Source organism: Corynebacterium macclintockiae (assembly GCF_027570165.1).
GTDB lineage: Bacteria > Actinomycetota > Actinomycetes > Mycobacteriales > Mycobacteriaceae > Corynebacterium > Corynebacterium macclintockiae.
Window position 1 is genome coordinate 212,761 of the sequence record NZ_JAKMUV010000003.1, and the last position, 20,251, is coordinate 233,011.

General features: G+C 60.6%; 16 protein-coding genes. 13 read left to right on the forward strand and 3 right to left on the reverse strand.

Annotation, left to right across the window (positions count from 1 at the left end; translation table 11 throughout):
• Nucleotides 1-74 precede the first annotated feature (74 nt).
• From L8U58_RS04450 to L8U58_RS04475, 6 genes are all read left to right on the forward strand, one after another.
• Complete coding sequence (locus L8U58_RS04450; protein WP_035001372.1) at nucleotides 75-7,448, forward strand: condensation domain-containing protein; 7,374 nt, start codon at nucleotides 75-77, stop codon at nucleotides 7,446-7,448.
• Between the two features lie 57 nt (nucleotides 7,449-7,505).
• Entirely contained in the window at nucleotides 7,506-9,563 is a 2,058-nt protein-coding gene (locus L8U58_RS04455; RefSeq protein ID WP_034972581.1) for a siderophore-interacting protein, read from the forward strand.
• 317 nt (nucleotides 9,564-9,880) lie between these two features.
• On the forward strand, nucleotides 9,881-10,837 hold the full coding sequence (locus L8U58_RS04460; protein WP_269954770.1) for an iron-siderophore ABC transporter substrate-binding protein: 957 nt from the start codon (nucleotides 9,881-9,883) through the stop codon (nucleotides 10,835-10,837).
• 6 nt (nucleotides 10,838-10,843) lie between these two features.
• The gene (locus L8U58_RS04465) at nucleotides 10,844-11,905 is read left to right on the forward strand and encodes a FecCD family ABC transporter permease (protein ID WP_080716777.1); all 1,062 of its coding nucleotides are present in this window, start codon (nucleotides 10,844-10,846) and stop codon (nucleotides 11,903-11,905) included.
• Nucleotides 11,902-12,954, forward strand: a complete 1,053-nt coding sequence (locus L8U58_RS04470) for a FecCD family ABC transporter permease (protein WP_034976805.1) — start codon at nucleotides 11,902-11,904, stop codon at nucleotides 12,952-12,954. Before L8U58_RS04465 ends, L8U58_RS04470 begins: the two co-directional genes overlap by 4 nt.
• Nucleotides 12,951-13,745 carry an ABC transporter ATP-binding protein gene (locus L8U58_RS04475; RefSeq protein WP_269954771.1) on the forward strand — a complete coding sequence of 265 codons (795 nt, stop codon included), beginning with the start codon at nucleotides 12,951-12,953 and terminating at the stop codon, nucleotides 13,743-13,745. The genes L8U58_RS04470 and L8U58_RS04475 overlap by 4 nt, the downstream gene beginning before the upstream one ends.
• Here L8U58_RS04475 and L8U58_RS04480 read toward each other — a convergent pair.
• Together L8U58_RS04480 and L8U58_RS04485 are read right to left on the reverse strand one after the other, a co-directional pair.
• The gene (locus L8U58_RS04480) at nucleotides 13,742-14,611 is read right to left on the reverse strand and encodes a siderophore-interacting protein (RefSeq protein ID WP_269954772.1); all 870 of its coding nucleotides are present in this window, start codon (nucleotides 14,609-14,611) and stop codon (nucleotides 13,742-13,744) included. The two genes, L8U58_RS04475 and L8U58_RS04480, sit on opposite strands and share 4 nt — an antisense overlap.
• 172 nt (nucleotides 14,612-14,783) lie before the next feature.
• Nucleotides 14,784-15,155, reverse strand: coding sequence for a hypothetical protein (locus L8U58_RS04485; protein WP_269954773.1), 372 nt, complete (start codon nucleotides 15,153-15,155; stop codon nucleotides 14,784-14,786).
• 648 nt (nucleotides 15,156-15,803) lie between these two features.
• Here L8U58_RS04485 and rplN point away from each other — a divergent pair.
• The 3 genes from rplN to rplE are packed head-to-tail and all read left to right on the forward strand — an operon-like array spanning nucleotide 15,804 to nucleotide 17,062.
• On the forward strand, nucleotides 15,804-16,175 hold the full coding sequence (gene rplN / locus L8U58_RS04490) for a 50S ribosomal protein L14 (protein ID WP_034971088.1): 372 nt from the start codon (nucleotides 15,804-15,806) through the stop codon (nucleotides 16,173-16,175).
• A complete protein-coding gene (rplX, locus tag L8U58_RS04495; protein WP_005291939.1) occupies nucleotides 16,176-16,490 on the forward strand; it encodes a 50S ribosomal protein L24 in 315 nt (104 codons plus the stop codon).
• A 2-nt stretch (nucleotides 16,491-16,492) separates the two neighbouring features.
• On the forward strand, nucleotides 16,493-17,062 hold the full coding sequence (gene rplE, locus L8U58_RS04500; RefSeq protein ID WP_034971089.1) for a 50S ribosomal protein L5: 570 nt from the start codon (nucleotides 16,493-16,495) through the stop codon (nucleotides 17,060-17,062).
• Nucleotides 17,063-17,187: 125 nt separating this feature from the next.
• Here rplE and L8U58_RS04505 read toward each other — a convergent pair whose 3' ends face one another.
• Nucleotides 17,188-17,613, reverse strand: coding sequence for a hypothetical protein (locus L8U58_RS04505; RefSeq protein WP_043012329.1), 426 nt, complete (start codon nucleotides 17,611-17,613; stop codon nucleotides 17,188-17,190).
• Nucleotides 17,614-17,940: 327 nt separating this feature from the next.
• Between L8U58_RS04505 and L8U58_RS04510 the strand changes: the two genes are divergently transcribed.
• From L8U58_RS04510 to rplR, 4 genes are all read left to right on the forward strand, one after another.
• Nucleotides 17,941-18,570 (forward strand): hypothetical protein, encoded by a 630-nt coding sequence (locus L8U58_RS04510; RefSeq protein ID WP_269954774.1) that lies wholly within the window; start codon nucleotides 17,941-17,943, stop codon nucleotides 18,568-18,570.
• 285 nt (nucleotides 18,571-18,855) lie between these two features.
• A complete protein-coding gene (rpsH, locus tag L8U58_RS04515; protein WP_034971093.1) occupies nucleotides 18,856-19,254 on the forward strand; it encodes a 30S ribosomal protein S8 in 399 nt (132 codons plus the stop codon).
• An 18-nt stretch (nucleotides 19,255-19,272) separates the two neighbouring features.
• Complete coding sequence (gene rplF, locus L8U58_RS04520; protein ID WP_269954775.1) at nucleotides 19,273-19,809, forward strand: 50S ribosomal protein L6; 537 nt, start codon at nucleotides 19,273-19,275, stop codon at nucleotides 19,807-19,809.
• A complete protein-coding gene (gene rplR / locus L8U58_RS04525) occupies nucleotides 19,809-20,213 on the forward strand; it encodes a 50S ribosomal protein L18 (RefSeq protein ID WP_034971095.1) in 405 nt (134 codons plus the stop codon). The genes rplF and rplR overlap by 1 nt, the downstream gene beginning before the upstream one ends.
• Nucleotides 20,214-20,251: the final 38 nt, after the last annotated feature.

A 20,251-nucleotide genomic window follows, 5' to 3' on the forward strand; every position in this document is an offset into this window, starting at 1 on the left:
GTGTTTTCTTATGCCTTTTCTTGTTCGCGCACTCGCCTCCCCGCTGCCGCCCGCCGACTCACAAGGAACTTTACTTGTCTTCTACGCTGCCGTTAACGAGCGCTCAATACGGTGTCTGGAACGCCCAAAAGCTCAACCCCGAATCGCCCTACTACGTGGTTGGTGAGGTACTGCACCTGGGGCCAGGGCACATTGAGCTGGAAACTCTGCAGCACTCCATTGCACAGCTGCAACAGGAAGCTGAGACATTGCGCGTGCGCGTCACGACGGATGGCCTTACCCCGCAACAGTCCGTGGTACAGGAAGGCCCCGGCGTCGACCGCGTGATTGACGTGCGGCACGCCGCGGATCCCCAGCGCAGCGCGGAAGCCTGGGTGGATGCGCTACGCGCCGAATGCGCCGAGACGATGCGCACCATGGTGGATCAGCCGTTGTGTCGTTATGTCATTATTCTTCTCGACGACACCGAGACCTGGGTTGTCCAGCTTTATCATCACCTTATTGTCGATGGCTTCTCGGCTTCCCTGCTCACGCGTCGCCTTAGTCAGATTTATACCGCTCGCGTGGCAGGAAAGCAGGCTCGTCCATTCCGGGCAGCTTCGCTGTCCGAACTGGTGGCGCTGGATCAGGAGTACCGCGAATCCGCGGAGCATACCCGGGATAAACAGTATTGGACGTCCGTACTCGCACAGCTTCCGGAAGTTGCTGAGCGCGCCACGATGAATACGGCCACAAAAGCAGAAGGCACAGGGCAAACCACAATCACCACCACCGTGCGTCTGGGGTCGGAGATCATGGAGACGGCCACGAAAGCCGCTACTGATGAGCAGATTACGTGGGTAGAGCTCATGATCGCACTGTACGGGGCGTTTGTTCACCGTCTGTTGGCTCCACGCTCGACCAGCGAACAATTCCTGGCTGTGCCCGTGATGGCACGCTCGCATACGCGAGAGCTCCGCACGCCTGCAATGGCCGTCAATGTGCTGCCACTGCGAGTCAACGTCGACAATCAACAAACGGTGCAGGAGTATCTACACCATGCGGTGGAGTCGCTGCATGGTCTGCTGGCCCACCAGCGACTGCGTGGAGAGAGCCTACCGCAGATCACGGGGGACTCCCGGGTGGCTGATGTGCTACACGGAGTGGGAGTGAATGCTAAGGCCTTCACCACCCGGGCGGATTTCGCGGGGGTTCCGGGGCGGTTGCGCAATGTGGCGGGTGGGCCGCCGGAGGATTTGGGATTGGTGCTCACCCCGGCCGAGGATGGCGGACTGGACATGGCTTTTGAGACGGATCCGGCCCGCGTGAGTGCCGAGCATGCGCGGGCTCGGTTGGAGGCACTGCGGGAGTTCACGTGTCAGGCGCTTGAAGACACGTCCCGAAAGATCGGGGAGCTGCCACTGCATAGCCAGAGACGGCGCGTGGAAATGTTAGAGCAGCGGCGCGCCCAAGGTGTCGAAGTGGCCGAAAATAGCCGATCGCAGGACGCTCTGAGCACCGCTTTGTCCACGCTGCGAAACCGCACACAGGCACATCTGGTGGTTCACACTGCCGATGGTTGGGATACCGAGCCCGGAACTGAGGTGTTGGATGGCGAGGTACTGGGCGCTGCAGTGCTGGACAGCAAGGATCTCCACGCTACAGTGCATCGCCTGGCTGGTTACTTTCGCCGTGAGGTTTTGGGAAGCGACAGGTGGCGCCAGGCGGAACAAGCCACCAAGCAGGATAGGGCGCGACCAGTGCTCGCTCTCGAGATGGAGCGGGGACGCGAATTGGTCCTTGCTGTGTTGGCCGCTTTCGCCGCGGGCGTGCCCTTCGTCTATATCGATCCCACCAGTCCTGTCCAGCGCCGTGAGCAAATCCATGCGAACGCTGAACCGGTAGCCAGTGTGGATGCGGCGGCCATCCGCTACGCCCTAGCCTTGGGGAGTACCACCTCGGAGGAGAACGCCGTAGAACGGTCCGCGGAATCGGCAGCCTGTCCAGACCCGGAGCAATTGGCCTACCTGATCTATACTTCTGGATCCACCGGCAAGCCCAAGGGCGTGGAGGTTCCCCGCCGTGCAATTAGCTCTCTGTTTGCCCAACACCGCAGTGGATTGTATGACAGGCCGCACGCGGTGGTGGCGCATACGGCGTCTTTCAGTTTCGATGCAGCATTCGACCAGTTGCTGTGGCTGCTGGCGGGCCACGACGTGCACCTCTACCCGGAACAGGCCACTGGGGATGCAGACAAGCTGGTGGAACACTTCGCTACACAGCAGATCAATGTGGTGGATACGACTCCCTCCATGATGAAGGCGTTGTTGGCCGCGCAGCTATTGGAGAAAGTACCGAGCCTGCAGTTAGTGGTTTTGGGTGGCGAAGAGCTGCCCGCTGAGCTGTGGGATCACCTGGCGGCCACCGGCCTGGAGGTCGTCAATGCCTATGGCCCCACCGAAAGCACTGTAGATGCCCTTTTGGCCCGAGTGGAGCCGGGCGTGGCGCACCTGGGGCGGCCCGTTGCCGGTATGCGTGCCTACCTGGTGGATAACGCCCTGCAGCTGGTAGGAGACCAAGAAGTAGGCGAACTGGTTCTAGCCGGTCCACAGCTGGCACTCGGCTACCGTGGCCTTCCGGAGGCCACCGATGCGGCGTTCAAGGAGGACGTTCGCATCGACCCGCGTCGGGCTCCGGAGCGCATTTACCGCACCGGGGATCGGGCACGATGGATTCCTGGGCGGGGCTACCAGTTTCTGGGGCGTGCCGATGAGCAAGTCGAGATCAATGGGCAGCGCGTGGAGCTGGCCGAAGTGGAAGCTGTACTAGCCAGCGTGAACGGCGTGCGGCACTGCGCCGTGGCACCACTGAATCGCAGTGGGCAGGCCACTGTGTTGGTTGCTGCGGTGGTAGGGGATTGGCCCGTGGACGCTTCAGATCTGACCGCTATCCGGCACCAGTTGCAAGCTGCTTTACCCGCCGCGGCGATCCCCCGGCGCATCCATCCAGTGCGAGCGCTGCCCACCACCACCTCCGGCAAGATCGACCGGGAGGCCATCGCCGGATACGGACTGCAGCCGCCGACCGCTGGTGCGAAGGAGGATACCGCAGCCCCCGAGGCGACCGAACGCGTGGAGGTCTCTAGCGCAGGTAACGCAACTACAAGCGGTAAAAACGACCCGCTTGCGCCGCTCGACCCTGCCCACCTCCTGCTGCATCGCACGGTGTGTGATGTCCTCCATCTACCGCCGCAGCAGACTGATCCTGATCAGGACTTCATCAGTTTGGGAGGGGAGAGTATTGCTGCTCTTCATGTGGCCTCTCGCGCACGTCAGCAGGGGCTGCTGTTGCAGCCGAAGGACCTAATGGGCGGCATTGCGTTAGCGCAGATTCCATTGGCCTTCCGTCCTCCGCAGAATCCGCAGGCTCCCCAGGCTTCGCAGGCTGCGCGCCCGACCGACCTTAGTTCTGGTGAAGACCTGGGCAAGGGGGGTAATTCGATCTCCAATAATGGGGACAATCAATGGCTGGATTGGGGTGTATTGCCGTGGAGTCCGGTGGCACGCACGCAGATTGCAGCTGCGCCCACTGTGCATGCGATGCGTCGCCACGTGATGTACCGGTGGCTAGATATGCCACCCGGGTGCGGCCAAACCGATGTGCTACGCGCGGTGGAGGTGCTTCAGCGCCGGCATGCGAGCCTGCGGATGTTGCTGGACTGGGACAACGTAGTGCAGCTGATCCCGCGTGTGCCACTGGCCAACGCCGAGGAGATTGTGGTGGAGCTTGCGCCGGACGGCCCAGATCCGGTGGAGCAGCTGGCCGCCCGCATAGCCCCCGATCGTGGAGTGATGTGGCAGGTCGGACTGTGCGGGGAAGGCGCGCTGGTGATGGTGCACCACCTGGCAATCGATGCGCTGTCCTGGCCGAACCTGCAGCGCGAGTGGAATGCTGTATTAATTGACGCCAACGTGAAGCTTCCCGCGCTCACCGGCCTCCTGCGCGCCCACGGGATGCAGCGTGCCGTGGAGCACCAGGCCGTGCAGAACGTGCCACCGGGATCGGCGGAGCTGTCGGTCTTGCCGGAGTTGCCGGAGAAACTGCTATGCCCACGGGGACAGGCCACGATGATGTGGCGAAAAATTGCGATGCCGGATGCTGCGGCGATGAGTGCCGAGCTGGCGCAGCGTTTTCGAACAGACCGACAGGTCGTGGTGGTGTCATTGTTAGCGCAAGCGCTGCAGGCCGTAGGTTTGACCGAGCTTCAGCTGGTGGTGGAAGGGCACGGCCGCGATGGCGGCACCGGTGCCACTCGTTCTGGTGACTATGGCAGCACCGGTAGCGCGGTGGATTGCATGGAGCTGATCGGTTGGTTCACTACGGAGGAGCGTTGGGCTTTCTCTGCGAGGGCTGACGGTGCCTCCGTTCATTCATCCGCCAATTCTCCGAGGTTTATGGCAGCGTGGGTTCGCGCTGGGCGCGAGGCCGAGTCGCAGGCTCAGCCGTGGGATCCAGCTTCGTGCCCTCCAAACCGTCGTGTGGTGATTAATGTTCTGGATGCCCAGCCGGAGGAGAGCTTCGGCGTGTTGGAATCCGACGACCGGCGGATGACGGAGGCTCTGACGATAAATGTCTTCCTCACCTCGGACGGCGCAGACGTGGAATACGTGGCGGACCTGGCAGCACTCAGGGATGCATCCCCGACCGTGCTGGAGAAACTGCACGAACAGCTACAACGTGCGGCGCGGGACCTGCTGGTCGCGGATCGGTTGGTACTGCGCCAAGCACTACCTAGCGACTACCGGGCATTCGATACACAGCCGACGAACCCTCGGCTAGGCCACAGCTCAACCAACCAGCCCACACCGACCCTCAGCGTTGCTCATCTGCGCTCCCTGGAAGCCGCCCACGGTCCCCTGGAAGACATTGTCCCGGCTACTGCTTCCCAGCAGGGGCTGCTGTTCCACGGATTGGCCGGAACCGACCGCTACGTCATTGCCGCCGCCGTGGACCTTACTGGTGTGGCCTCCCCAGAGCTTATCCACCAGTCGATGCGGGCAATTCTGCGCCGCCACGCAGCACTGCGCGCCGTGTTCGATTGCAGCGACCTCCCGCTGATGCTGATTCCGGAGCGGCTCGATCTGCCCTGGACAATCCACGATTGCAGAGACTTCTCACCGGCTGCAGCGCATGCGTTCGTGGAACAGCTACGGGAGTTGCGTGGCCACCGCGCCGTGGACCTGGAATCCGGCCCGCTAGTCACCGCAGACCTGGTGCTGTTGCCAGAGAGTAACCGACTAGAAACCAACCGCCCTGCCACACTTGTGCTGGGCAGCCATCACGTCCTCACCGATGGCTGGTCCACCGCCGTGATGCTGCAGGATTTGCAGCGACTGCTAAGCGGCGAGGATCTGGACCCCGCGCCCTCCTTCGCGGAATTTGCTCGAAGCCTGTGCCAACGCAGCGTCGAACAACTAGAGCGGGAATACCGCGCCTGGCAACAGATTTTCACCGGCACCGATCAGCCCCATGAGGCCAGCCGCACAGGCGAGCACGGAGGTGTGATTGCGGGCTTGCGGCCGGTGGCGTCAAGTAAAAAGAGCACAACAGAAGCCCCAGAGGTGCCGCACGTACTGCACCGCGACACAGATGGGCGGGTGGCAACCGCCGCGGCGAGCCTAGGAACCACACCCAGTGTACTGGTACAAACCGCATGGTTGCTCACGCTGGCTGCGCTGCATGGTGGGCGCCGAGTGACTACGGGGGTGACTCTTTCCGGCCGGTCCGCGGAGCAGCCGCGAATGGCTAGTGCGGTGGGCATGTTCATCACCACACTCCCGTTGCACGTACAACTCGAACCGGGGCACACGCTGCGCCATACCGTGCGACAGGTGGCAGACACCATGGTGCTGATCAGCGAGAACCAGACCACGCCGCTACAGGAGATCGAGACCCTGGTGGGAAGTGCACCGTTGTTCGACACCGCGGTGGTGTACGACCATCACGCACACTTCGGTGCACCGAGCGGTCCACACACAGTGGAGACCTCCGAGTCGTGCCTGCGCATCCAGGGGCTGCGCACCAGCGGTCGCACACATTACCCGCTGACTGTCGTGTGCCCGCCCGGGGACGTTTTGGAAATTACGCTGGTGCACCGTCCGGATGTGGTGGAACGCATTCTTCCTGACGCCGCCGCGAGGTGGTTCGGCACATTCCTCAATGCACTGTGCGACGCCGCCACCGGTAGGGATCTCCGGTTGGTGGAGTTGCTTCCGGAGCGCGGCGAGTTTGAGGAGCCAGCGGACGGGCAAATAGAATTAGATGGGCACAGCGAAGTAGAGGAAGCGGATACGTGCAATACCGGTAACCGGGAGCTTTCCGAGGACAACCCCGTATGCGCCCAGGTGCAGGCCGCCATGGAGAGCTTGCTAGGCAACCCGATCGGCCCCGAAGAGAACTTCTTCACCTCCGGTGGTGACTCCCTGCTGGCCATGCGTTTGATGGGTGTGCTGCGCAAGCAGGGCATGCAGTTGAAGATCCAGGACATTGTGGATGCTGGTACTCCGGCAGCCATCGCGGAACGGCTGGGGCAGGGCACTGGTGGAGCTATGAAGGCTAAGCAGCTGCCGAAGCCGCAGCAATCCCAGCGCTTACAGACTGCCGGGCATTCGCAACGCCGCCCGGTGTGGTGCCTCCATCCGATCGGCGGACATGGCTTGGCCTTCGCCCCGCTGGCCAGCCTTCTGGCGGACACTGAGTTCGACACCCGCCTGATCGAACTACCGTCCCCGCTACCCCAGGTGGAAACACTGGCCGAGCTAGCGGAGCTCTACACCGAACAGATCCTGGCCGAGCAACAAGAAGGACCCTTCATGTTGGTGGGCTACTCTTTCGGTGGCGTGGTGGCTGAAAACATCGCTGCCGCGTTGCAGCGCCGGGGCTATGAGGTGCGGTTCTTAGGAATTCTTGACGCCTACCCCAGCGGCAGCAGCCCCAGCTCCGGTACGCATTCCTTGCCGCCGGGCACGCCCGATGGCAGGACAGCCTTTGGTGACTACGACGTTCGGGCAATTGCGCGTGCCGATGGGATGTCACACGAATTGGGTACTGTGGGCGTCGATATAGAAAGCAACATCCGTTTCTGCATGCAGTTGCTGCACACAGCAGCACCCACCAGCTACGAAGGCCGGGTCGAGCTAGTGGTGGCAACGCAAAACAACAGTGATGTGGCACACGGGCAGTGGGATCCGGCTGCTGCGTGGAGGCGCCGTCCGGGGGCGTATCCGGTGCAGGTGAGCGAGCTTGAACTTACGCACGCGCAGCTGGTGAAAGCCGATGGCTGGAAGAACGTTTTCCAGCAATGGGCACCGCGGCTGCTGGACAAGAGTTCGGCTGACCGGTCAGCACCCGAGGCGACAGGCATCGACCCTGCGCATGCCGCCCCACCGCATGCCGACCCTGCGCACTGACCCGCTACACACCGACTCACCGCACACCGCCAACCCAGAAACGAGAAAGGAATGACCATGGCGAGGAATAGCCGAGACAGGGAAATCTACCCCATTACGATCCGCGAACTGCAGGTCGATGACATCGAGGACATCACACCAGGGATGCGTCGCATTACTCTGACGGGCGAACAACTACGCGCCCATAGTGCGTTCGGCGTAGACGCACCACCGCTAGTCAGCGATGGTTTCGACGACGATATCCGCATCATCTTCCCAGACCCGGCCACCGGGGAGCGCCCTCACCCCATCACACGGGAGGACGCGACGGTGCTATGGCAAGAGGAGGTCAAAGATCTGTTTCGGACATATACCGTCCGTTCATTCGACGCCTCCCAGGGCCGCCTCGTCGTAGACTTCGCGCGGCATGGCCAAGGCCTGGCCGAGGACTGGTCCGCACGAGCTCGACCGGGAGATCCCCTGTATATCGCAGGGCCGAAGTCTTGCGCAGCGCTGCCCACCCACACTCCGTGGCTACTGATGGTGGGCGACGAGACGGCGCTGCCGGCGATTGCTCGCTGTATAGAGTCTTTGCCCGCCGGGTATAGGGCAGTGGCGATTATTGAGGTAGCCACGCGGGCACATGTCCAGCGACTGGAGTTCGAAGCACAGGTGGACATTCACTGGCAGGTGCGAGACGAGGGCGGGGACTTCGTGGCGAAAGCTACCGAGTTGTACGGAGAACACCCAGAGTGGGCGGCCGAGCCCGCCGCGATGCCCTATGTATGGGCTGCGGGAGAGGCCGGGCGATTGAAGGCGATCCGACGCTGGGTTCGAGCTCTGGGGATTCCGCGGGAAAACGTGGAGATTACGGGGTACTGGCGCGCAATGGCACCGGCACAATCGGAAGCAGGGGCGACGGCTACGCAGGGCGACAGTGAGGGGGCGGAGACAGGGGCTGTGATGAGCCACCGTAATGCGTTGATTGAGCTGCATGAACTCACCGAAATGGGGTCGGCGATTCTGGTGCGCCAAGCCGTAGGGTTGGGGATTTTTGGCCTGATTGATGAGGGCGAGGATCGAGTGGATCAACTGGCCGCAGCAACTGGCCTGCAGCAGGAGCTGGCTCTCCGGATTGCGCGTTACCTGGAGGCAGTGGGGTTAGTGACTTTGTCGGCGGATGCAGCACTGGATAGCTCAGCGGAGGATGTGGCGGACCAACGGGCGGTTCGAATCGGCCTCACTGCGCTGGGCAGCGAGTTGGCAAACCCGGATTCTCCAGTAAGGGATTGGATTACCGGGCCGGCAGCCGCCAAGACCGCAGCACTTGGCCAGCTAGGGCAGGCACTGCAGAATCCGGCTGATACGGGCGAGCACCGCTGGGACTACATTGTGCAAACCCAGCCACAACTGGCCGTGGAGGAACACGATCAGGCGGCCTCCAGCGCTCAGTGGTCGGCCCCGGCCGCAGCGGAGATTCTGAGCAGCAAGCTACTAGCGCGACAGGATGCTGGCTCGCTTCGGTGCGCGGTGGGAGGTCCGGCCGCGGCGGTGTATGCGGATGAGATTCTACGTAAGATACCGCAGGCCAACGCCGTGGTGTTGGGGTCGTTTTCGGAGGCAGAAGATGACGCAAGGATTTCAGTAGGCGCAACAACTGCAGCGATGACGGAGCCTGGGGCCAGCGCAGAGGAGGTTATGCTGCGCGATATTGCTCCACGCCGCCGGGATCGTGCTCGCTATAGTGCACTGCACGCTCCAACGGTTGGGCGTAGCGGTGAGGATGTGCGCCGGGCGGATTGGGCTGGCACAGTGGCTACTTTGTGCGAGCAGGTAGATGCTGTGGTGCTGGTTGATCCGTGGCGACGTTGGCCAGCTATAGAGCTGCAGCAGTTGGTGGCTGCCGTACTACGTTCTGGGGCGCAGCTGTTCCTGGTGACCCCAGTGTTGCAGGAAAGCGGGGCCGAGGATCATGACTACGAGGAAGATTTATCACGCCTCGTTCTGTATGGATCGCAGCTGCCCACGGCCCGTGTGATTGCGAAGCACCTGGCTGCCGTGGGTGCGGTAGCGCGTTCGCAGCAGGCGGTGGGGTGGAGTGCCCAGCTGTTCGAGGTGGGGAGGGGAGGTAGGTAACTGCCGGTGGTAGGGCGAACCTCAGGATATTTGTCTCGGGCGAAGCGTGCGGAGGAGTGGCGGACGTTTGGTGGTTTGCTAAACCGTTTCTAAAGTGCCCCCTGTCGGCTGGCCCCTAGCGGCTGAGCTGCCTCCATATCGGCGGCTACACATCCCCCAAAATAATTAACTTAGGGTAGCCTGTTTTGTTGTTAGCCTACCCTGTGTAAAACGGGCGCGATTGCTGAATCCACCGTAGCTGAAAGAGGCCATCAGTCTCTTGGGGCTACGGGTACTTTACAGCGCCTCAAAGAGTTCCTTACACGTTAGGCTTCCACATGTTTCGAAACAATTCGCTGACCCGTCGAGCGGCACTGAAGACCGCCGCTGTCTTGGCAGCATCCACTCTTGTTCTGTCTGGTTGCTCCCGAGGCGATGACGCGGCGGCGTCAAAAAATGAGGGCACCGGGGACGAGCGCATCGCCGCAGTTGGCCTGGGAGACAGCGATACCTTGCTCGCCCTTGGCATCCAACCAGTCCTCGTAGCGCCCTGGGGTGCTGAGGGAGATGTTGATGCGTCCGGCGTCGGCCCATGGGCTACCGACAAGCTTGGCGACAACAAACCAGAGGTGGTCTACGGTACGGCCACCGGATTCACTGCTGAGATCTTGGAGAAGATCTCTGCCGCTGATCCGGACAAGATCATTGCGGTGAACTCCGCTGTGGATGCGCAGGCGAAGAAGGCCCTCAACGACATTGCCCCGACCACCCTCAAGCCAGAGGGGGCGACGGACTGGCAGATTCCGTGGCGGGATCAGGTTAACCAGATCGCCGGCGCTGTAGACAAGCAAGCAGAAGGCGACAAGCTCGTCAAGGAAACGCAGAAGGCCTTCGACGACTTCAAAAAGCAGCACCCTGAACTCAAGGGTAAGCGAGCGGCTATCGTCATGCCCTATCAGGGCAAGATCGGCTTGTACACCTCCGGTGACGGCCGAGGCCAGTTCATCGAAAACCTAGGATTCGAGATCCCGAAGGAACTCGAAGGTAACGGGGGCGAGTTCTACCGCGACATCGCGCCTGAAAACTACAGCGACCTCAACAATGTCGATTACCTGTTCGTTCTTGATTACCAGGGAGCTGCCGATACCCTGAAGAAGGATCCGACATTCAGCAAGTTGGATGTCGTTCGCGAAGGCAAGGTCCACTGGATGGATGAAAACGTCGGAAATGCGATGAGCATGCCGAATCCATTGACTATCCCCTGGGCAGTCGAGAAATTCTCTGACGCAGTTTAGTTGAAAGTGTCCGTGTCAATAATTCGACATTCTTTGGTTCATTCCAGGCGATTGCATATTCTGGCCACACTCGTTGGCTTGGCATTGCTGCTGGTCGCCTCCCTGTACCTGGGTTCCAAGGACCTTTCCATTGGCGAAGTGACCAGCATTCTCATGCATGGTCCGCACCCGTCCGTGCAGTCCGGCATTAATGCTGAACAGTCCGGCATTATTTGGGATCTGCGCGTTCCGCGCACTCTCTTGGCTGTGATCACAGGCGCAGCTCTGGCTATGGCGGGTGCCATTTCCCAGAGCTGGACCCGCAACCCCTTGGCAGATCCTGGCATTATCGGCGTGAACGCTGGGGCGAGTTTCGCAGTCGCCACAGCGCTGACGTTGGGGTGGGCAACGACGGTCGGGGAGCGGACACTTGTGGGGCTCCTCGGAGCGACCGTCGCTGCTCTGATCGTGCTGTTGATTTCCCGTGTATCGCGTAACCCGCTAACTCTGGTACTCGTGGGCGTGGGAGTAACCTTTGCCCTGCAAGCGGCGACGAACATGCTGAGTCTCTACTCTTCCGACACCCTGGAGGGGCTCCGCCGGTGGACTGTTGGCTCTACGGCTGGGCGGGGTATGGACGACGTGGCATTGGCCGCTTTAGGCCTAGCGCTAGGCGCTCTATGCGGTGCGCTTGCAGCACGCCCGCTGGATCTACTTGCGATGGGAGAGGACTCCGCCCGTTCCCTTGGCAGTTCGCCCACGAGAACCCGTGTGTTGGCGGCAGCAGCGGTGATCATCCTCGCCGGTTCCGCGACAGCTACCGTGGGGCTTGTGACCTTCGTGGGCTTCGCCGTGCCGCACTTACTGCGCCCGTTCACTGGTCCGGCCCTTACCCGACTCTTGCTGCCGACCGGCATTGTTGGTGGCGCGGCTGTGTTGCTGGCCGATATTGTTGGCCGCTTCGTCCTGCAGCCTAACGAGCTAGAAATGTCCATTGTCCTGGCGATTGTCGGTGCCCCGGTGATGATTCTGGCGGTACGGCGTAAGGAAAACTCTCCAACCTCGAATAACTCGGAGCTAGCGATATGAGTAATACGACGTCTATCGGTAGCATCAAGCGTTCACGAAAAAGACGCATCCTGGCAGCTACTTCAGGGTTCGCCCTCATAGCAGCTTTTTGTTATTGCCTAATTCTGGGGCAAGGCGCGGTGAAGCTCAGTCCGGTGGAGGTCATCGAAGTGCTCACCGGTGGAGGAACGCAGCAAGCAATCAACGTGGTGTGGGATCTCCGCCTGCCTGTAGCAATCGCTACCGTTCTGGTCGGCGCGGCGCTGGGGCTGGCCGGCGCGTGGACCCAGACCATGGCTCGCAATCCGCTAGCTAGCCCGGACATTCTCGGTGTCTCCGGTGGCGCGGCGGTTTTGGTAGTGGCGGGTACCGTAGTCGCCCGCCCCGCATGGAGCGAGGAGTTGCCGACATTCTGGTGGCGTGCTGCACTCGCTTTGGTTGGCGCACTAGTAATCGTTGGTTTGCTCGTTCTACTCGGTGGTTTCGGGACGTCCCAGCGCGTAGTGGTCATCGGCCTGGCACTGTCGTTCCTCACACAGTCCTTAGTGCAGTATCTCCTGCTCAGGGCTGACTTGACTCGTGCCACGGATGCCCAAACCTGGCTCGCTGGATCTACCGGGTTTGTGCGTACGGAGGCATTGTTGCCTATGGCGTTGGGCCTATTGCCCTTCGTAGTTTTAGGCCTTTGCGTTACGCGCGACGTTCCTCTGCTTTCTCATGATGACGCCACCGCGTCCACACTTGGTGTAGATGTCACGAGGGTGCGCGCTATTTTGCTCATTGCCGCAACGGGCATTGTCGCGGTGGTGGTTTCCTTTGTCGGCCCAATTGGATTCGTGGCACTGTTGGCTCCTCAGCTGGCCAAGCTGGTGGCCGGAACGCCCACGCCCCATCCGCTGTGCTCTACTTTCGCAGGTGCAGCTCTATTAGCTGCGTGCGCCGTCGTAGCGGGCGCACTGCCATTTACATCCCCTGTGGGTTTGGTTACCGCCATCATCGGTGGCCCCGCGCTGGTGTTGCTTGTGTGGTTGGCAGCCCGTCGCGGAACTCTGAAAGGAATGGTTCAATGAACGTTCGTGTTGATCGCGTCACCGTGGGCTACAACGACGGCCCAAGCATTGTTAAGAACGTGTCTTTCACTGCAGAGCCGGGGAAGGTCACCACGCTCTTAGGCCCCAATGGTTGTGGTAAGTCAACGCTGCTCAAGACGCTTTCTCGGCTGCTTGCTCCCACCGAAGGACGTGTTCTTGCAGAGGATAAGGACGTGCATCGTTTGCGGGCGCGTGAAGCCGCCCAACTAATTGCGCTTTTGCCACAGCACCCGCTGTGTCCGGCGGGGTTGACCGTTGGAGAACTTGTGGAGCGCGGACGTCACCCTTATCGTCGATCGCTCTGGGGTGGGGGAGCGACGGCGTCAGAAGATAAAGAAAAGGTGCGCGAGGCGCTGAAGAAGACGAAGGTTGACCATCTTGTTGCCCGCGACGTGGCGGAGCTATCCGGCGGCCAACGGCAGCGCGTCTGGATGGCGATGGTATTGGCGCAGGATACGCCAGTTGTGCTGTTGGACGAACCAACTACCTACCTAGATCCGGCGCATGCGATAGAGATTCTAAGTATCGTGCGGGAGCTCGCTCAAGAGGGCAAGACGGTGATTACCGTGCTTCATGATCTTGGCCTGGCGGGAGCTTTTAGCGACGAGATGATCGTCATGAAGGATGGGCAAAAGATCGCCGAGGGGTCTCCAAAGGAGGCTTTGACGGTGGATGTCCTGCGCGAGGCATATGGCCTGAATGCCGAGGTGTGGGAAGATCCCCGCGGTCCGGCGCCGATCATCGTGCCGCGAGGAATTGTAGCTAATTAAGGTCGCGCCCTGCCAAGGAACCAATACGGGTGCCACTTCACGGATTCAATGTTGAGGCCCCAAGTGTGAACTACGTGGTGTCGAACATCCTTGCAAAGCTGGCCTTCGCCAGCGACCCAGACGTACTTCGATTGCGTTGCAGGGTGTTCGACGCGGTCCAGTTGCTGCAGGTGAGACATCACTGCCGTACTGAAATCCGTTGTCGCGCTGAACAACACTTCTAGGCTGCCCAGTTTGCTTTCCCAGTCGGCGATGAGGGACGGCTCGAGGTCCTGCTGGCTCTCGGCGACCACAATGACGTGCATGTCGCACAACTGTTCCGGGACGAAGGTTTGCATGTATTCCAAGATGGCACGAACGGAAGGCGCGGCAGATGGGTCTGCGACTAGCGTTTGCGAACTGTGTGCACGGTGCCATAGCCCCCGGCCTGTCCAGATTCCTACCTGATCGCCGGTGCGAGCCTCAAGGGTCCAGGCAAGTCCTGGTCCGACGTTCTCATCATTAGGGTTCTTGACGCCGTGAGTCGCTACGTCGAAGGCTATCAGCCCACGCTCGGGATCGAATGAGCGAACGGTATACCAACGTAGATTTGGGCGCTGGTCGTCTGGCATGCCTGCGACGCATGCACGGATATTGGTGTCGCCACTGTAGAGAGGCAAATGAAGATCCTCGTGGGGGTTTGGCGGCATAAGAAGACCAAAGAACTCGTCGGGGCCGGAAAGCTGAAAGCCGACCAGTTCGGGGGAATGGATGACAATCCGTTTCAGGTTTTCTGCTGGGGTGTTGACGTCGTAAACGGTGGCGCGGATGATCCGGTGGTGTGGTTCAGCTGGGGCGGTCAGGAGTTGGTGGTCAGAGAAGGCCACGCGGTACGCGGAAGTGTTCGCTGGGGTGCTTAAGGCAGAAGGGCTCGAGGTCATAGTGAGGGTTAGCTTACCCTTGCCTAAAGCAAATAGAAAAGATGAGGATATAGATTAAGCCCCGCGACGATCCAGGGACCGCGGCGAGGCTTAAAGTTCCTAGTGGAACCGAGTGTTCTTACTTGAACAGCTTCTCGATCTTGCCGAAGTTGGAAGCCAGGGTAACGATGCCGGCAACCAGAGCACCAATGGTGGTGATCAGGGTGACAACGCTCTTCATCTTATCCAGGCCGGAGGTCTTGTCGTTCCAGTCGAAGAACTTGTTTGCGGAGCCGGCCAGCTTCTCCTGGCGCTCCTTCTTCTGCTTCTCCTTGTCGGTCAGCTCCTTGCTCGGATCGGGGTCGGTCTTGTCACCGTTGTCGGTGCCGTTCCCGGGGGTGGTAGCAGGGGAGCCGGCGGTCGTGTTTTCCGCAGCAACTGCAGCGGTGGTGCCAGCAACTGCAACGGTAGCGGCGGTGGTCAGAGCCAGCAGGGACTTCTTGAGCTTCATGTGTTAAATCCTCACGAAAAAGTTGGGGGCTTCGGCCTGGTTTGGGCCGGGGTACGTCAAACAACCTAGCACGGGTGCTGCATGGAAGCACAGTGGGAATTAGCTCCTCGTCCGCCTAGAGGGTGCTTGGCGGGAGCTGATAACCGTTTGAGTAATCGCTGGCGCGTGGTATTTCGGCATTACGCAAACGCGCTGCTTGGGACGAGGGGTGCATTTAGCGCGCGAAGGTCGGCGATCTTGAAAAGCTCTCAGTTTATAGTTGATGGCGCGCTGGCGTGGGGAAACGTGGCTGGGGATTAGAAAAACTCGCGGTTGGGGTGCTCCGGGTTGCGCTAACCGGCGCTCCCTAGAAAACCCTTTTGATGTCCAAAAATACTGATCTACAGGGTGGCGTCATTAAGGAAAGAGAAAGATTCCGCCGGGGGTAGGGTAAACCACCCCCGGTGGGACAAATGGCGCCTCTACTCCCGAATGTCTGATACGAGCGATTTTGTTGGGTCAGTAGGGGTGTGGAAGAATATAGCGGTTGCCAGAAGGCGCATCGAGTTCACGAAGAACCGGCTGCCACACTGGCGCAGACCGCGTGCGCGAGGGTCGGAAATCCCACGCACGATTCGCAAAAACATCTAGGTCAATTAGGAGACTCAAGTGATTCAGCAAGAATCGCGTCTGCGAGTTGCCGACAACACCGGTGCCCGGGAAATCCTGGTCATCCGTGCTCTCGGTGGTTCCGTTCGACGCTCCGCTGGTATCGGTGATGTCGTCGTAGCAACCGTCAAGGAAGCTGCACCGGGCGGCACTGTCAAGGCCGGCGACATCGTCAAGGCTGTCATCGTCCGCGCTAAGAAGGAGACCCGTCGTCCGGACGGCTCCTACATCGCATTCGACGAGAACGCGGCTGTCATCATCAAGGCAAACGACAACGATCCCCGCGGCACCCGTATCTTCGGCCCGGTCGCACGTGAGCTTCGCGACAAGAAGTTCATGAAGATCGTTTCCCTGGCTCCGGAGGTGCTCTAAATGAAGATCCGTAAGGGCGACACCGTACTGGTTATCTCCGGCCCGGACAAGGGTGCCAAGGGCAAGGTCATCGAGGCCTACCCGCAGCGCGACAAGGTCCTGGTCGAGGGCGTCAACCGAATCAAGAAGCACGTTGCAAACTCCGCTCCAGAGCGCGGCGCTGAGTCCGGCGGCATCGTTACCCAGGAAGCTCCGATCCACGTGTCCAACGTGATGGTCGTTGACTCCGACGGCAACCCGACCCGTATCGGCTACCGCTTCGACGAAGACGGTAAGAAGATCCGCGTGTCCAAGCGCAACGGGAAGGACATCTAACGATGAGCGAAAACTACACCCCACGTTTGAAGACTCGCTACCGTGAGGAAATCCGCGAGAAGCTGAACGGCGAGTTCAGCTACGAGAACGTCATGCAGATCCCGGGCGTCACCAAGGTTGTCGTCAACATGGGTGTCGGCGACGCTGCTCGCGATTCCAAGCTGATCAACGGCGCAATCGAAGATCTGACCAAGATCACCGGTCAGAAGCCGCAGATCCGCACCGCGAAGAAGGCTATCGCTAACTTCAAGCTGCGTGAAGGCATGCCCATCGGTGCCCGCGTTACCCTGCGTGGTGACCGTATGTGGGAGTTCCTGGACCGCCTGCTGACCGTCGCGCTGCCGCGTATTCGCGACTTCCGCGGCCTGTCCGACCAACAGTTCGACGGCCACGGCAACTACACCTTCGGCCTGACCGAGCAGACCATGTTCTACGAGATCGACGTGGACAAGATCGACCGTCCGCGCGGTATGAACATCACCGTCGTGACCACTGCTACGAACGACGACGAGGGCCGCGCACTGCTGCGCGAGCTGGGCTTCCCGTTCAAGCAGAAGGGCTCCGCTGAGTAATTCAGTGCTGAGTCGCTAACGCAACAAAGACCCCCGCTTCCCCTTCGAGGAAACTTCGAAGGTAGGGAAGTGGGGGTCTTTCTATTTGTCTAGGTGCGCGCCCATCGGCACGGCGCGGTGGCCTCTTACTTGGAGGAGCCCGGGATACCTGCGAAGGTCTTCACGATCTTGCCGATGAAGCCCATGACGTCCTGGATCTTCTTCAGTACGGAGGTGGACTCGTCCCAGCCCATCAGCTTGTCGATGGAGCCCTTCAGCTTCTGGCCCTTCTCGCTGTCAGCGGAGCCGTTAGCCGGCTTGGACTCGTCGGCGCCAGCCTCGTCCTCGGGCTTGGTCTCGTCGGCAGGCTTGGACTCGTCCTCTGGCTTTGCTTCGTCGGCAGGCTTGGTCTCGTCGGCGCCAGCCTCGTTGTTGCCAGCCTCGTTCTCGGTGGCAGCAGCGGCCGGTGCGTCCTGCGCAGCCGGTACCTCTTCAGCGGTAGCGGCCGGGATGCCAGCCATTGCGACGGAGGACGCTGCAGCCAGGGTGACGAGGGACTTCTTGAACTTCAAAGGAATCTCCTTTTCTTGAGGGGTGTTCGGATATGCGCGTTAAACGCGACTGTGGCCGTCGAATCAACTGCGAATTGATTCGCGGCCAATAGCTTCGTACAAGGTGTACGTAAGGCATGTGTAATGAATGTGGGCTCAGTTTTTCAAGGTGCTGCCGAATAATGTGACATAACTCATGTAACGCGGGGGAGGCTGTCCCGTTCGCCCTATTTGCCCCAGCGCCCAGCTCAACGAATGTAGGTTGAAAGCGTGGATAATCCCTACAATCACCCCAGCGCTTTCGCCCTGAACTAGCAAGGCCTCCAGCACCTCCAGTCGTTGGATCCGATGTCTCTTGCCGCGCTGTGCGGTGGCCGCGCGCACATGACCATGGTCGCGGTGCAGCAACTCCTTCGCGAAGGTGACCTGCAGGTCGGGAACCTTGCCGACAAGCTCGGCCCGATCGCTCGAGCTCTACCGTCCTCGCCCAAGAACCACCTTTCTGTCTTGCTGCCCGTCACGCCTCTTCGTGCAACCCAGCCGTATCCTCGCGCGGTTTTGCGTCGAACCAAAGGTCGCCTGCGCTTCTTTGGTCGCCGTCGGTTGTCGCAAGCGGTTGATTCTTTTGTGACGCCCCTTATTTCCGCCGGCCTTGTTCACCGACCACAGCGCCTACGTATTCGCGGGATTGGCGACTGCCGGGATCCTCAGCTCACGGAGGTAGGCGTGCAAGTACGCGATGCCCTGCGCAATCAGCTGGCAAGCGGGGGTGGCTATCAGACTCTCGCTGAGCGGGCGGGGGACTGGGAAGAAGATGTGCTCGCGGCGGTCTACGGCGAACGCTTCGTCCGCTCCCTTGATCCGCACCTGTGGGGGAGTATCACAGTTACGTTTGGTGGCGTGCCCGCGCGGGGACCTTTCGGGTTCGGCCGCGACTGGGATTGGGATGTGACGGACTTGCTGGATTTCTGGTCCTAGGGGCGTCCAGACCCAAACAACAGCGATTTGGGTAAACCCGCAGGTGATTGCTAGAGTTATCGAGTCTTGCGTTGCCCCGTGCCCAAAACAGGGTCAGCAACGTGAGCAGTGTAAACATCAAACCACTTTGTTGTAGGCCCCTCGCCCAATAAAGCGGCCGCGCGGACACGGCGGCGAGCACCCCACGTTATTTAGCATGGGGCGCGCAAGTAGCCAGCAAGCGCGCGGTACACGCATCCTGGGTGGGCTGGGAACCGCAATGAGAAAGGCTATGGGTCAATACTTATGACCATGACTGATCCCATCGCGGACATGCTGTCCCGCGTGCGGAACGCATCTAACGCGTTCCACGATTCCGTCTCCATGCCTTCCTCCAAGATCAAGGCGAACATCGCCGAGATCCTGAAGGAGGAGGGTTACATCGCTAACTACACCGTCAATGACGCCAAGGTTGGCAAGACCCTGGACATCGAGCTGAAGTACGGCCCGTCCCGCGAGCGTTCTATCTCCGGACTGCGCCGTGTTTCCAAGCCGGGTCTTCGTGTGTACGCAAAGTCCAACGAGCTGCCGCAGGTTCTCGGCGGCCTGGGTGTGGCTATCATTTCCACGTCCCACGGCCTGCTGACTGACCGTGAGGCACAGAACAAGGGTGTGGGCGGAGAAGTTCTCGCCTACGTCTGGTAACTAGAGGAGGTCTAAACCATGTCTCGTGTTGGCAAGGCACCGGTGGCTGTCCCCTCTGGCGTCACCATCAACATCAACGGCCAGTCTGTAGAGGTCAAGGGCCCGAAGGGCACCCTGAACCTGGACATTCCGGCCCCGATCACCGTGGCACAGGAAGGCGGCGAGATCGTCGTTTCCCGCCCGGATGATCACCGCAAGAATCGTTCCCTGCACGGCCTGTCCCGTTCCCTGGTCTTCAACATGATCGAGGGCGTGACCAAGGGCTACACCATCAACATGGAAATCTTCGGTGTTGGTTACCGTGTGCAGCTCAAGGGTAAGAACCTGGAGTTCGCACTGGGTTACTCTCACCCTGTGCTGATTGAGGCACCGGAGGGTATCACCTTCGCCGTGGATGGGAACACCAAGTTCTCCATCGCTGGTATCGACAAGCAGAAGGTCGGACAGATCGCCGCGAACATCCGTCGTCTGCGTAAGGACGATCCTTACAAGGGCAAGGGCATTCGCTACGAGGGCGAGCAGGTCCGTCGCAAGGTCGGAAAGACGGGTAAGTAATGAGCAACACTGCACAAAACGAAAAGCGTCTGCCGGTGGGCAAGGATATTTCCACCCGCCGTCGCACCGCACGCGCACGTCGTCACTTCCGTATCCGCAAGACCCTCTCCGGCACCCCGGAGACCCCGCGTCTGGTCGTTCACCGCACCTCTCGCCACATGCACGCACAGGTCATCGACGATGTTGCAGGCCACACCCTGGTCGCAGCTTCCACGATGGAAGCCGATGTGCGCGCCATGGAGGGCGACAAGAAGGCTCGCGGTGCGAAGGTCGGTCAGCTGATCGCCGAGCGTGCCAAGGCCGCTGGCATCGAGGCCGTCGTCTTCGACCGTGCGGGCTACAAGTACCACGGCCGCGTCGCCGCTCTGGCCGACGCTGCCCGCGAAGGTGGTCTGAAGTTCTAATGACCAACTCCACGAACAACACCAACGGAAGGAACGCG

Bases quoted from the DNA above. Each gene is read 5' to 3' on its own strand.
- rplX (WP_005291939.1), top strand. From the start codon at position 16,176: ATGAAGATCCGTAAGGGCGACACCGTACTGGTTATCTCCGGCCCGGAC.
- rplE (WP_034971089.1), top strand. From the start codon at position 16,493: ATGAGCGAAAACTACACCCCACGTTTGAAGACTCGCTACCGTGAGGAA.
- L8U58_RS04460 (WP_269954770.1), top strand. From the start codon at position 9,881: ATGTTTCGAAACAATTCGCTGACCCGTCGAGCGGCACTGAAGACCGCC.
- rplR (WP_034971095.1), top strand. From the start codon at position 19,809: ATGAGCAACACTGCACAAAACGAAAAGCGTCTGCCGGTGGGCAAGGAT.
- L8U58_RS04455 (WP_034972581.1), top strand. From the start codon at position 7,506: ATGGCGAGGAATAGCCGAGACAGGGAAATCTACCCCATTACGATCCGC.
- L8U58_RS04470 (WP_034976805.1), top strand. From the start codon at position 11,902: ATGAGTAATACGACGTCTATCGGTAGCATCAAGCGTTCACGAAAAAGA.
- rplF (WP_269954775.1), top strand. From the start codon at position 19,273: ATGTCTCGTGTTGGCAAGGCACCGGTGGCTGTCCCCTCTGGCGTCACC.
- L8U58_RS04510 (WP_269954774.1), top strand. From the start codon at position 17,941: ATGTCTCTTGCCGCGCTGTGCGGTGGCCGCGCGCACATGACCATGGTC.
- L8U58_RS04475 (WP_269954771.1), top strand. From the start codon at position 12,951: ATGAACGTTCGTGTTGATCGCGTCACCGTGGGCTACAACGACGGCCCA.
- rpsH (WP_034971093.1), top strand. From the start codon at position 18,856: ATGACCATGACTGATCCCATCGCGGACATGCTGTCCCGCGTGCGGAAC.
- L8U58_RS04485 (WP_269954773.1), bottom strand. From the start codon at position 15,155: ATGAAGCTCAAGAAGTCCCTGCTGGCTCTGACCACCGCCGCTACCGTT.